Source organism: Melissospora conviva (genome assembly GCF_049523535.1).
Classification (GTDB): Bacteria; Actinomycetota; Actinomycetes; order Mycobacteriales; family Micromonosporaceae; genus Melissospora; species Melissospora conviva.
In genome coordinates this window covers 700,782-713,271 of sequence record NZ_JBLLDT010000001.1, presented here as the reverse complement: position 1 = coordinate 713,271, position 12,490 = coordinate 700,782, and the positions used below count along the sequence as shown (strand labels likewise).

Below are 12,490 nucleotides of genomic sequence, written 5' to 3'. Positions count from 1 at the left end.
GGTCGATCCCTTTGTGGACAAGGACCGTCGGGTGGGCATCGTACGCGGTCAACATCGTGGGTACTCTCCCCTGGGCGTCGCGAATCCCTTCCACGACCGCCCCCCGCAGCCACGCGAACCGAACCATTCCAGGAGGCGCCATGGCGACGAGCACCGCCACGCGCGGGCTGAGCCGGGTCACGATCGTGGCCCCGCGTACCCGCATGGACCTGGCACTCCCCTCGGACGTACCCCTGGCCGACCTCCTGCCGACGCTGCTGCGGCACGCCGGCGAGGAGATGGCCGACGCCGGCACCAGCCACGGCGGCTGGTCCCTGAGCCGGCTCGGCGGCAAGCCGCTCGACGGTGGACGGACCGCGGCACAGCACAACATCCGCGACGGAGAACTGCTCTATTTCACGCCGCGCAACTCCGACAGCCTCGAGATCGTCTTCGACGACGTGGTCGATGCAGTGGCCACCGCGACCAACCAGCGGGCGGGTGGCTGGCAGACCGGCACCACCCGCGGTTTCGCCCTGATCTTCGCGGCGACGGTGCTGCTCGGCGGCGCTGTCGCGCTGCTCTTCACCGGTGCCCCGCATCTGCCGTCGGCGATCGCCGCGCTGGTCATCGCGGTCGGCTCGATGGTGGCGGGCGCGGTGCTTTCGCGGGCCGCCGGTGACAGCCAGGCCGGTGCGCTGCTGGCCACGATCGGCATCGGCTACGCCACGGTCGGCGGCCTGCTGCTCCTCGCCGGGGACCGGGCCCTGGGTGAACTCGGCGCCCCGCACCTGCTTGTGGCGGCCACGGCGGCGGTGGTCTTCAGCGCCCTCGCGACGCTGGCGGTCGCGGACCGGACGCAGTTCTTCCTCAGTGCCCTGGTGCTGGGTGTGCTGCTCGGCCTGGCCGCCGTCGTCTGCCTGGTCTTCGACGCGCCGGCCGCGGTCGGCGCCGCCGTCATCGCGACGGTCGCCTTCGCCATGATCCCGAGCATGCCGATGCTCTCCTACCGGCTGGCCCGGCTGCCGACGCCGTCGATCCCCACCGGCCCCGAGGACCTCAAGGCCGACCTCGAGACCGTCGACGGCCCGCGGGTGCTGGCCCTCGGCGAGCAGGCCAACCAGTACTTCGTCGCGCTGCTCTGGACCGTCTCCCTGGTGGCGCTCGGCACCGAGATCACCCTGGCGCGCGACGGGCGGCTGCCCGCCGTGCTGCTCTGCGCCGTCCTGGCGCTGCTGCTGATGCTGCGGGCCCGGCCGCTGATCGCCCGCGCGCAGCGCGCACCGGTCCTGCTCGCCGGCACCGCGGGCCTGATCCTCGCCGGCGGCGCCGTCTTCACCGCCGGTTCCCTGCCGGTGCGCCTCGCCGGCATCGTCGGCGTGGCGCTTCTCGCGGCCGCGATCAGCCTCGTCTACGGCCTCTCCGTCGCCGGCAAGCGCATCTCGCCGATCTGGGGACGGCTCCTCGACATCGTCGAGATCCTGCTGATCGTCGCGGTGGTGCCGCTCGCCGCCTGGGTCGGTGGGCTCTACGGCTGGATCCTCAACGTCCGCCCATGACCAGTCCCATCCCGACCGGGGCCCCGGTCTCTTCCCGGAGGTAGCACATGCGGACCCGCCGTGACCAGGTGCAGGCGTACCGGTTCGTCACCCGCCGCATCGTGTCGGCGCTGCTCTCCGGCGAGCCCGAGACCAGTGAGCTGCCGATGCGCCGGCTGGGGATGGCGGTCTTCGGCAGCACCATGGTCGCCCTCATCGTTCTGGGCATCGTCGGCGCGTACGGGCTCTTCACCAGCAACCGGGCCCCGCTGGCGGAGGGCACGCTGGTGATCGAGCGCGAGACCGGCGCGAAGTACGTCTACCGCGAGGACGGCAAGCTCTACCCGACGCTGAACTTCGCCTCGGCCCGGCTGCTCGCCGGTGGTGACGCGGTGACGCGCACCATGTCGCAGGCGTCGATCCGGCAGGTGCCGCGCGGGCACACCGTCGGCATCCCCGATGCGCCGGACGCCCTGCCGGAGCCGAAGTCGCTGGTCGGGCTCCCCTGGTCGGTCTGCAACGTTCCCGACCCGGCCGACGTCGCCCGTCCCACGACCGCGGTGGTGATCCACCAGCAACTCTCCGGCGGCACGGCTCTCGGCGCCGAGGCGGTGCTGCTGAGCTCGGGCGACAACCGCTACCTGGTCTGGAACAACCTGCGGATGCGCGTCAGCGGCGGCGACGCCACCATCGCGGCGCTGGGCATGACATCGGTGCGCCCGCTTGTCGTCGGCGAGCAGGTCGTCAACGCCATCGCCGCCGGCCCGGATCTGGCCCCGGTGCAGGTGGCCGGAGCCGGGGAGCCGAGCCCGCACCGGGTCGGGGCCGGCACCAGCGTGGTCGGTCAGGTCTTCCGAGCCGCCGGTCAGCACTTCGTGCTGGCCCGCACCGGCCTGGTGTCGATCAGCGAGATCACCGCCCGGCTCCTGCTGGCCGGCGGCGGCGAGATCAGCGACATCACCGCGGAGCAGGCGGGCAGCCTGCTGAGCCAGGAGCGGCTGGACCCGGAGGGCTTCCCGCAGACCATTCCGCAGATCCGCCCGGTCGCCGCGGCTCGGGCCGCCATCTGCGCGACCTACCGCCACGCCGGCGCCGGCGGCGTCCTCACCACCACGGTGGAGGTCTTCGACCGTGCCCCGTCCGAACTCTCGCCCGAGAGGTCGCTGCAGGTGCAGCAGACCGGCCGGGATGCGGTGCGTACGGTCGAGCGGGTCGTCGTGCCGGGCGGCCACGGCGTGCTCGCCCGGGCCATGCCGGGCAACGGCGAGGGCGACGGCGACGCCGTGGGCGGGACCGTCTACCTCATCACCGACCAGGGCGTCCGCTACCCGCTGGGCACCGCCTCCGGGGACGCCAAGGCCGCTTTGGGGTACGGCGATACGACTCCGGTCGCGGTGCCCGCCTCGATGCTGGCGTTGATTCCGGTCGGCCCGACCCTGGACGCGGCAGCGGCCATGCGCTTCGCCGATCCGGCGGCCGCGCCGGCACCGGCCCAGAGCCCGGCCACGGGTGGCTGAGCAGGCAGCACCGGCGCCGGGAGGGCTCGGTCCCGTTGTTCACAAAGGACGAGGAGTCGACCACCTTGCATATGTGCACTAATCTGGAGCAGTGCTGCCGGTACAGCCGAACACGGGGATGTCGGGGATGAATTCTAAGACGACGGTTGATGTGCTGTCCCTGGAGGACTTCCAGGCGACGCTCGACGCGCGACTCGTCGAGGTGGACAACGCCCTGCACAAAATCAAGTCGGAGATGGGTGGCCGCGCCCCCGCGCTGGGTGGCTTTCACGACGCGACCGTGCAGGCGAAGAAGTACGAGCGGTTCTACGACGAGCAACTGGACCATGTCCAGCGCCTCAAGCGCGCTCTCCTGGCTGCCCGCAAGGCGACCCGCACCATCCTGGAGAACTACCGCACGACCGAAGAACGCAATGCCGCCAATTCCGCCGACATCGCCGGGATCCTCGCCGGTGTCGACACCGCGCTGAAGGATGGGACCAGCCCCAATGTCTGACCGGTATGCCCCGCTCAGCCATCAGCAGCTCTGGCAGCAGTTGATGGCCGGCAAGCCGGAGCAGGTCAAAGGGCTCGCCAGCGACTGGAGTTCGCTGCATGCGACGCTCGATGGCCTCTCCGCCGCCCTCAAGAAGGATCTGGAACGGCTCCGGCCGTCCTGGACCGGCACGGCCGGCGACGAGTTCCAGCAGCGGCTCGACACGGTGGTGGAGTTCTCCACGGCTCTCTCCGTCGACGCGTCCCAGATGGGGCAGACACTGAAGCTGCTCGCCGCACCACTGAAGGATGCGCAGGCCAAGGCCGAGGACCCGGCCGACACCGACGACCACAACCGCACCCTCGTGGGGGGCGCGATCGGTGGAGTCATCCTGGGCCCTGCCGGCGCCGCACTCGGCACCGTGATCGGCCACAAGCAGGACCAGCAGCAGAAGGAAGACGCCCGGATGCGGATGGTCAAGCTGGTCTCCGGCCTCGCCGGCGACTACATCGTGACCGGGAGCGACTCGACACGTACGGCTTTCGCGCCGGCGAACCTCCCGGGCTCCCTGCGGGATTCGGACAACGGCCCGGACAGCGCCTCGACCACGGGCGGGACGCCCGGCGTTCCCCGGACGGGAAGCGCCGGGAGCGGCCGCGAGAACAAGGGCACCCAGCTCTCCTCGGCGGTGCTGGCGGCGCCGACCACAGCCACGCCGGGCGCGCCGGGCAACCTGGTCCCCGGCCCCACCACCTCGGTTCCCGGCCCGGTCCCCGGCGCCGGCCCCGGCCCCGGCACCACCCCGGGCGGCGTGGGTAACCCGCCCGGCACCGTCCTCTCCGGAGTGGGCCCCAAACCCGGCGGCGCCATCAGCCCGGTGGGCAGCGGAACCGGGCCGGGCACGCCCCGGTCCGGTGGCACCCCGAGTGGCACCGGCGGGGCCGGTACCGGCGGCGGCGGTCTTTTCGGCAACGGCCCCCACAGCGTGGGCGGCCCGCGCGTCGGCAACGCCGGTTCGCTCTCCTCCGGCACCCGTACGGCGATGCCGGGCGGTGACCGTCCCCATCCGGCGACCGGTCGGGGCGTCGGCCAGTCGGGCTCCGGCGTGGCCACCCGGATGGGTGGCGCCAGCGGAGCCGGTGCCGGCGGCGACACCGGCGCGGGCCGGGGTGGCGCGGGCCGGGGTGGCGGCCTTCTCGGCCAGCCGGGCGGCGGCCAGTCGGGGCATCCGATGCAGTCGCCGATGATGGGTGGAAACAGCCGTCGCGGTGGCGCCGACGACGAGCCCGACGAGCAGCTCACCTGGCTGACGGAGGACGATCTCCCCTGGCAGCACGAGGAGGCGGCACCCCCGGTGCTCGGCGCCGATCCGCGTTGATCTCCCGATCCTGTCGGCCCGTCCCGCTTCGCGGGGCGGGCCGCGGCCTTTCCGGAGCCGGGTCAGTCCTCGCTCGTCTGCCGCGTCGCCGCCCGACCGGCCGGTGACCGGTCGGTCAGGTCGGCGATGCGGCCGTGGCGGCTGGTCGCCGCCAGCGCCGCCCCGAAGAGCAGCAACTGGTTGAGCAGATAGAGATAGACCAGCAGGCCGACAGCGGTGCCGACCACGGTGTACGCGGGATTGCGCTCGGTGCTGACCACGTAGAAGCGTCCGACGGTGTTGAGCACGGTGATGCCGACCGCCACCGTGAGCAGGGCCGGACGCAGCCGTCGGCGGCTGAGCCGGACCCGGGGCACCAGGGTCAGCAACGCGGCGGCGAGCACCATGTTGACCAGCAGGCTCAGCACCCAGCTGATGATGCTCAATCCGACCGAACCGGTGCTGCTCAGCAGCCACTCCAGCAGTGACCGCAGGGCGTCGACCGCGGCGACGGAGACCGCAAGCAGCGCGAAGACCAGCAGCAGGACCCCGAGGTCCAGCAGCCGCCGGATCAGCGTGTTCCCCGGCTGCTGGGGCAGGTCGTAGAGGGCGCGCTGCGACGAGCGGATGGTGTCCACCCAGCGGATGCCGGTCAGCACCAGGATGATCAGGCCGACGATGCCGACCCGCCCGCTGCTCTCCTGGATCTGCTGGGTGTTCAGAAACGGCAGATTCTGGTTGAGAAACCGCCCGGCAGCCGCGCTGGCCTGCGAGTTGCCGCCGAGAATGGCGCCGAAGACCCAGTAGCCGACCAGCGCCAGGGCGAAGACCGCGAAGAAGCCGTAGTAGGCGATCGCCGCCGCGAGCCGGCCGGCGAGCAGGTCGTTGTAGTGCACGATCGCGTCGGCGAGGTGACTGTAGGCCTTCGAGCGCCGCCGGGCCGCCGCTAGCACACCGTTGACCGCGGCCTCGATGCGCCCGAATATGTTCACCCGCCCATCTTCACCGATGGACGGTCGCTGCGATCAGTTCCCGAGCCGGAAGTCCCGGCGCGGCTGCCAGCGGGTCTGCCCGCTGTGGCAGAAGAGGGTGAACGAGTCGACGTCGATCACCGCCGAGAAGTCGGCGAGATCGTTGTACGCCCGGTCCAGCGCTTCCGGCGGCACGTCCTGGGCGATGGTGACGTGCGGGTGGTACGGGAAGCGCGTCTCCCGGTTCAGTTCCGGGGCGGCCCGGATCGCCTCGGCGATCAGTTCGCACTCGCTGATCCCGGCCGCCACCACCACGAACACCACCTGGGTCACCGGCCGGAAGGTGCCGGTGCCACGCAGATGCAGCCGGTACGGCCGGTGCGCGGCGGCAACCGCCGCCAGGTGCGCCTCCACCGCCGGCAGCGTGCGCAGCGGGATCTCGGTGGGCCCGAGGAGGGTGACGTGGGCGGGGATGTCTGCCGCCTGGGGGTCACCCGCCTCGGCCCGGCAGCGGGTCAGGACGCTTCCCCACGGCTCGGGGATGTCGACAGCGACGCCGATCTGCGTCATGGTCTCCTGCTGCGGCGCTTCCTCGCTGCGCTCCACGTCTGCGTCACCCTCCGGGACGTCGGCTGCCGACGGCTACTGCGCGCCGCCGAGCGGCAGGAACCCGATCCGGTCGTAGACCGTACGCAGGGTCTCCCCGGCGACGACGCGGGCCTTCTCGGCCCCGACGGCGAGCACCTTGTCGAGCTGGGCCGGGTCGTCGAGGTAGCTGCGGGTCCGTTCCTGGATGGGGCGGACGAAGTCGGCGACCACCTCGGCCAGGGCCTTCTTGAGATCGCCGTACCCCTTGCCGTCGTACTCGGTGACCAGTGCCTCGATGGTACGGCCGCTCAGCGCCGAGTAGATGGTCAGCAGGTTGGCGATCCCCGGCTTCTGCTCCGGATCAAAGATGATCTCCCGGCCGGTGTCGGTGACCGCCGAGCGGATCTTCTTGGCCGAGCGGGCCGGATCCTCCAGCAGCTCGATGATGCCCCCGGGCGACGAGGAGGACTTCGACATCTTCGAGGTCGGGTCCTGCAGGTCGACGATCTTCGCCGTGTCCTTGATGATGTGCGGCGCCGGGACGGTGAATGTCTGCCCGAAGGTCGAGTTGAAGCGCTGCGCCAGATCCCGGGTGAGTTCCAGGTGCTGCCGCTGGTCCTCGCCGACCGGCACCGCGTCGGCCTGGTAGAGCAGGATGTCGGCGGCCATCAGGATCGGGTACGTGAAGAGCCCGACACTGGAGCGGTCGGCGCCCTGCTTGACCGACTTGTCCTTGAACTGCGTCATCCGGCTCGCCTCACCGAACCCGGTGATGCAGGAGAGCACCCAGGCGAGCTGGGCGTGCTCGGGCACGTGCGACTGGACGAAGAGCGTGCAGACCTGGGTGTCCAGCCCGAGCGCGAGCAGCTGCGCGGCGGCGACCCGGCTGCGCTCGCGCAGCACCTTCGGGTCGTGGCCGGCGGTGATGGCGTGCTGGTCGACCACGCAGTAGAACGCGTCGTAGGACTCCTGCAGCGCCACCCAGTTCCGTACCGCACCCAGATAGTTGCCGAGGTGGAACGAGTCGGCGGTGGGCTGGATACCGGAAAAGACGCGGGGGGAGCCGGTGGCGACGTCGGACATGACACCGATTCTGTCAGTCCGCCCCCTGTCCGGTCATGACCGACCCGGCCCAACGTGACGACCGCATCGCCAGAATTCGCGGTGGAGGCGTCACCGGGCTGCCCGCGGCGGCCCCGGAGACGGGCCACGCGGCCAAATTGGCTGCCATAGGGTGACCGCAGAGGCGCCGTGCCGGTGCCCGGCGGAGAGGACTGCGACGTGAAGCTACTGGTCACCGGAGGAGCCGGCTACATCGGCAGCGTCGTCACCCGGCTGCTGCTCGACGCCGGTCACGACGTCGTCGTCCTCGACGACCTCGTCACCGGTCACCGCGAGGCGGTGGCGCCGGAGGCGACCTTCGTCGAGGCGTCAGTGCACGAGGCCGCCCAGGTGCTCACCCCCGGCTCCGGTTTCGACGGGGTGCTGCACTTCGCGGCGCTGATCGCCGCCGGCGAGTCGATGGTGCGGCCCGAGGCGTACTGGCGCACGAACGTCGTCGGTTCCCTCGCCCTGATCGATGCCGTCCGCGCCGCCGGGGTGCCGCGGATGATCTTTTCCTCCACCGCCGCCGTCTACGGCAACCCCACCGAGCTGCCGGTGCCCGAGGACGCGGTCAAGGACCCGACCAACACGTACGGGGCGACGAAGCTCGCGGTCGACCTGGCGCTGACCTCCGAGGCGGTGGCGCACCAACTGGCGGCGGTCTCACTGCGCTACTTCAACGTGGCCGGGGCGTACCTGGCGGACGGGGTGGTGCTCGGCGAACGCCACGACCCGGAGACGCACCTCATCCCGCTCGCGCTGGAGGTGGCCGCCGGCCGCCGGGAGAAGCTGCAGCTCTTCGGCGACGACTATCCGACCGTCGACGGCACCTGCGTACGCGACTACATCCACATCGCCGACCTGGCCCGGGCGCATCTGCTGGCGCTGGACGCGGCGACCCCCGGGCGGCACCGGATCTTCAACCTGGGCAACGGGGCCGGATTCACCAACCGGCAGGTGATCGAGGCGGTCCGGGAGGTGACCGGGCATCCGGTGCCGGTGGAGATGGCGCCGCGCCGCGAGGGCGACCCGGCCGAACTCGTCGCCTCCGCGCAGCGTGCCCGCGAGGAGCTGGGCTGGACCCCGGCCAGGCCGACGCTGCACGAGATGGTCCAGGACGCCTGGGACTTCTACCGGGCCGCGCGGATGTGAGCAGGCGACGTCGCACGGCGGTGACACCGAATCCGCGCGGATCCGGCCACAGACGCCGTACGGGTCAGGCGGTGGCGACGATCATGCCGGCGCCGACGGTGCGGTGGGTGCTCTCGTCGATGACGATGAACCCGCCGGTGGTGCGGTTGCGCCGGTACTCGTCGGCGAGCAGCGGCACTGTGGTGCGCAGCCGCACCCGCCCGATCTCGTTGAGCCGCAGCCCGTCGGCCGACTCGTCACGGTGCAGGGTGTTGACGTCGAGCCGGTAGTGCACGTCGCGGACCACGGCCCGGGCGGCCCGGGTGGTGTGTTTGACGGCGTACCGGCCGCCGACCCGCAGTGGTGCCGTCTCGTCCATCCAGCAGATCATCGCCTCGATGTCCTGGGCGACAGCGGGGGCGTTGTTCGGCCGGCAGATCAGGTCGCCGCGGGAGACGTCGATCTCGTCCGTCAGGCGCACGGTCACCGACATCGGCGGGAACGCCTCGTCGACCGGGCCGTCTGCGGTGTCGATGCCGGCGATCCGGCTGGTCAGCCCGGAGGGGAGCACCAGCACCTCGTCGCCGGCCCTGAGCACGCCCGAGGCGACCTGACCGGCGTAGCCGCGGTAGTCGGTAACCCTCGTCGACTGGGGGCGGATGACGTACTGCACCGGGAAGCGGACGTCGACCAGGTTGCGGTCGCTGGCGATGTGCACGTGCTCCAGGTGGTGCAGCAGCGCCGGGCCTTCGTACCAGGGCATGTTCGGTGAGCGGGTGACGATGTTGTCGCCGGAGAGCGCGGAGATCGGCACCACCGTCAGGTCCGGCACGTCGAGCTTGGCAGCGAAGGCGGTGAACTCGTCGGCGATGCGCTCGAAGACGTCCTGGGACCAGTCGACCAGGTCCATCTTGTTGACGCAGAGGACCAGGTGCGGCACCCGCAGCAGGGAGCAGAGGAAGGCGTGCCGCCGGGACTGCTCGACCAGCCCTCTGCGGGCGTCGACCAGGATCAGGGCCAGATCGGCGGTGGAGGCGCCGGTGACCATGTTGCGGGTGTACTGGGTGTGGCCGGGGGTGTCGGCGATGACGAACTTGCGCCGTGGGGTGGTGAAGTACCGGTAGGCGACATCGATGGTGATGCCCTGCTCCCGCTCGGCCCGCAGTCCGTCGGTGAGCAGCGCCAGGTTGGTGTACTCGTCGCCGCGGGCCGCGCTGACCGCCTCCACGGCGGCAAGCTGGTCGGTGAAGAGCGACTTGGTGTCGTAGAGCAGCCGGCCGATCAGGGTCGACTTCCCGTCGTCGACGCTGCCGGCGGTCGCGAAGCGCAACAGGTCCATCATCAGAAGTAGCCCTCCCGCTTGCGGTCCTCCATTGCGGCCTCGCTGACGCGGTCGTCGCCGCGGGTCGCGCCGCGTTCGGTGATCCGGGTCGCGGCCACCTCGTCGACCACCTTCGCCACGGTGTCGGCGTCGGAGCGGACCGCCGCGGTGCAGGAGGCGTCGCCGACGGTGCGGTAGCGGACCCGCGCCTTGAACGGCTCTTCGCCGGGGCGTACCGGCAGGTGCTCGTTGACCGCGTAGAGCATGCCGTCACGCTCGACCACCTCCCGCTCGTGGGCGAAGTAGATCGGCGGCAGCGACAGGGACTCGCGGTCGATGTAGTGCCAGACGTCCAGCTCGGTCCAGTTGGACAGCGGGAAGACCCGGATCGATTCGCCGGGGTGGTGCCGGCCGTTGTAGAGGCCCCACAGCTCTGGCCGCTGATTCTTGGGATCCCACTGCCCGAAGTCGTCGCGGAAGCTGAAGACCCGCTCCTTGGCGCGGGCCTTCTCCTCGTCGCGCCGGGCCCCGCCGAAGACCGCGTTGAAGCGGTGCTTCTCGATCGCGTCGAGCAGCACCGGCGTCTGGATCCGGTTGCGGGTGCCGTCGCCGGGTTCGCGGACCAGCCCTTGCGCGAGCGCCGCCGGCACGCTGGCCACCACCAGTTGCAGCCCGAGCTCGGCGATGCGCCGGTCGCGGTACTCCAGCACTTCGGCGAAGTTGTGGCCGGTGTCGACGTGCATCACCGGGAACGGGATCTGCGCCGGGGCGAACGCCTTCTGTGCCAGGCGCAGCATGACGATCGAGTCCTTGCCGCCGGAGAAGAGCAGCACCGGCCGCTCAAGCTCGGCGACCACCTCGCGGAGGATGAAGACGCTCTCCGCCTCGAGCGCGTCGAGGTGCGGGACGCGGTACGCGGGCCGGGTCATGACGCGGACTCGGAGGTGAGGGCGTTCATGAAGATTCCACACCTTTCCGGTGGGTCAAGTCGGGAACGCGCCAACCCTACCCGCAGTGCCGCCCCACGGCAGTAAGCAAATCGCCCCGCAGTTCCCGGCGGCAGACCAGCAGATCCGGCAGCCGCGGATCCGCCGCGTTGTAGACCAGCTCCGAACCGTCGATGCGGCAGGCGTGCAGACCCGCGGCGATCGCGACGGCAACCGGCGCCGCCGAGTCCCATTCGTACTGGCCACCGGCGTGCAGGTAGGCGTCCACCTCGCCGGCGACGACAGCAGCGATCTTCACCCCGGCCGATCCCATCGGCACCAGCTCCGCGCCGATCTCGGCGGCGAGGTCGGTCAGGAAGACCGGCGGACGGCTACGGCTGGCCGCCAGGCGCAGCCGCCGCGACGGCACCACCGGCACCACCGGCGGCGGTTCGGCGCCGAACACCAGCCCTCGCGCGGGGATCGCGACCGCGCCGGCCGCCAGCCGGCACGGCGACGCGCTCTCCCGCTCCCAGAGCGCCACGTGCACAGCCCAGTCGTCGCGGCCCTGCTCGGCGAACTCCCGGGTGCCGTCGAGCGGATCGATGATCCACACTCGGTCGGCGGTGAGACGGGGCACGGTGGCCCGGTTCACCTCGGCGGTCCAGGCCAGCCGGGCGCCCTCGTCCTCCTCGGAGAGCACCTCGTCGCCGGGGCGCCACCGGCCGAGTTCGGCACGGAGCAGATCGTGGGAGACTTTGTCGCCGGCCAGCTTCAGGGCGCCGGGATCAGCGAAGCCGAGCTCGGCGCGGACCGCCAGCAGCGCCTCGCCGGCCTGCGCGGCCAGCCGGTACGCCAGCTCGGCGTCGGTGCACGGTGCGGAATACATCGCCGGGATCCTCTCTCCTCGGGCAGACTAGCCCCGGCAGGAGGAGTTACCCCTGTTCACCCGCCGTGGTACGCGTTCTGGGTCGGTTCGACGCCCCGGGTGATCACCGATTCCACCGCGTCGGCCGCCCGGTCCACCAGGAAGTCGAGCTCCTTGCGCTCAGTGGCGGAGAAATCGGAGAGCACGAAGTCGGCCGGGTCCTGACGGCCCGGCGGCCGGCCCACCCCGAACCGCACCCGCACATAGTCCTTGGTGCCGAGCGACTTCGACATCGACCGCAGGCCGTTGTGCCCGCCCTCGCCGCCACCGCACTTGACCCGCAGCTGGCCGTACGGAATGTCGAGCTCGTCGTGGACGGCGACGATCTGCTCCGGCGGCACCTTGTAGAACTGGCTCAGCGAGGCGACCGGGGCGCCCGAGAGGTTCATGTACGTCATCGGCTCGGCCAGGATCAGCTTCGGACCGCCCAGGCCCAGGCGCCCCTCGGCGACGCGGGCGACGGCCCGGCGGTGCTTGGCGAACGAGGCGTTGATCCGGCCGGCCAGCAGTTCGGCGACCATGAAGCCGACGTTGTGCCGGTTGCGGGCGTACTCCTCGCCGGGGTTGCCGAGCCCGACCACCAGCCACGGCCGAGTCTCGTCCACGACGGCTTCCTCCCTGCGATCACCACGGAACAAAGACAGCAGGCGCCCCC

Annotated in this window: 12 protein-coding genes; 5 read left to right on the top strand and 7 right to left on the bottom strand. The window is 71.4% G+C overall.

Annotated features, from left to right (window positions below; all coding sequences use genetic code 11):
• Positions 1 to 140 precede the first annotated feature (140 nt).
• The 4 genes from eccD (at position 141) to ACK8GG_RS03610 (ending at position 4,887) form a co-directional block, all read left to right on the top strand.
• Complete coding sequence (gene eccD, locus ACK8GG_RS03625) at positions 141 to 1,538, top strand: type VII secretion integral membrane protein EccD (protein ID WP_440354088.1); 1,398 nt, start codon at positions 141 to 143, stop codon at positions 1,536 to 1,538.
• Between the two features lie 47 nt (positions 1,539 to 1,585).
• Positions 1,586 to 3,034 (top strand): type VII secretion protein EccB, encoded by a 1,449-nt coding sequence (gene eccB, locus ACK8GG_RS03620; RefSeq protein ID WP_440355527.1) that lies wholly within the window; start codon positions 1,586 to 1,588, stop codon positions 3,032 to 3,034.
• A gap of 91 nt (positions 3,035 to 3,125) precedes the next feature.
• Positions 3,126 to 3,530, top strand: coding sequence for a hypothetical protein (locus ACK8GG_RS03615; RefSeq protein WP_440354090.1), 405 nt, complete (start codon positions 3,126 to 3,128; stop codon positions 3,528 to 3,530).
• The gene (locus ACK8GG_RS03610; RefSeq protein WP_440355526.1) at positions 3,523 to 4,887 is read left to right on the top strand and encodes a WXG100 family type VII secretion target; all 1,365 of its coding nucleotides are present in this window, start codon (positions 3,523 to 3,525) and stop codon (positions 4,885 to 4,887) included. The genes ACK8GG_RS03615 and ACK8GG_RS03610 overlap by 8 nt, the downstream gene beginning before the upstream one ends.
• Positions 4,888 to 4,949: 62 nt before the next feature.
• On the opposite strand, the gene ACK8GG_RS03605 is transcribed toward ACK8GG_RS03610, so the two are convergent.
• The 3 genes from ACK8GG_RS03605 to trpS form a co-directional block, all read right to left on the bottom strand.
• On the bottom strand, positions 4,950 to 5,858 hold the full coding sequence (locus ACK8GG_RS03605; RefSeq protein ID WP_440355525.1) for a YhjD/YihY/BrkB family envelope integrity protein: 909 nt from the start codon (positions 5,856 to 5,858) through the stop codon (positions 4,950 to 4,952).
• A 33-nt stretch (positions 5,859 to 5,891) separates the two neighbouring features.
• Entirely contained in the window at positions 5,892 to 6,407 is a 516-nt protein-coding gene (locus ACK8GG_RS03600; RefSeq protein ID WP_440349195.1) for a 2'-5' RNA ligase family protein, read from the bottom strand.
• Positions 6,408 to 6,479: 72 nt separating this feature from the next.
• The gene (trpS, locus tag ACK8GG_RS03595) at positions 6,480 to 7,508 is read right to left on the bottom strand and encodes a tryptophan--tRNA ligase (protein ID WP_440354093.1); all 1,029 of its coding nucleotides are present in this window, start codon (positions 7,506 to 7,508) and stop codon (positions 6,480 to 6,482) included.
• Positions 7,509 to 7,706: 198 nt separating this feature from the next.
• Here trpS and galE point away from each other — a divergent pair, with 198 nt between their 5' ends.
• A complete protein-coding gene (galE, locus tag ACK8GG_RS03590) occupies positions 7,707 to 8,681 on the top strand; it encodes a UDP-glucose 4-epimerase GalE (protein WP_440355524.1) in 975 nt (324 codons plus the stop codon).
• 64 nt (positions 8,682 to 8,745) lie between these two features.
• Here galE and ACK8GG_RS03585 read toward each other — a convergent pair whose 3' ends face one another.
• The 4 genes from ACK8GG_RS03585 to pth form a co-directional block, all read right to left on the bottom strand.
• Positions 8,746 to 9,999: a sulfate adenylyltransferase subunit 1 gene (locus ACK8GG_RS03585; RefSeq protein ID WP_440354438.1), complete on the bottom strand. Its 1,254-nt coding sequence runs from the start codon at positions 9,997 to 9,999 to the stop codon at positions 8,746 to 8,748.
• Between the two features lie 2 nt (positions 10,000 to 10,001).
• On the bottom strand, positions 10,002 to 10,910 hold the full coding sequence (gene cysD, locus ACK8GG_RS03580; RefSeq protein WP_440355523.1) for a sulfate adenylyltransferase subunit CysD: 909 nt from the start codon (positions 10,908 to 10,910) through the stop codon (positions 10,002 to 10,004).
• Positions 10,911 to 10,986: 76 nt separating this feature from the next.
• The gene (locus ACK8GG_RS03575) at positions 10,987 to 11,796 is read right to left on the bottom strand and encodes a 3'(2'),5'-bisphosphate nucleotidase CysQ (protein ID WP_440355522.1); all 810 of its coding nucleotides are present in this window, start codon (positions 11,794 to 11,796) and stop codon (positions 10,987 to 10,989) included.
• 56 nt (positions 11,797 to 11,852) lie between these two features.
• Positions 11,853 to 12,440, bottom strand: a complete 588-nt coding sequence (gene pth, locus ACK8GG_RS03570; RefSeq protein WP_440348260.1) for an aminoacyl-tRNA hydrolase — start codon at positions 12,438 to 12,440, stop codon at positions 11,853 to 11,855.
• Positions 12,441 to 12,490 lie beyond the last annotated feature (50 nt).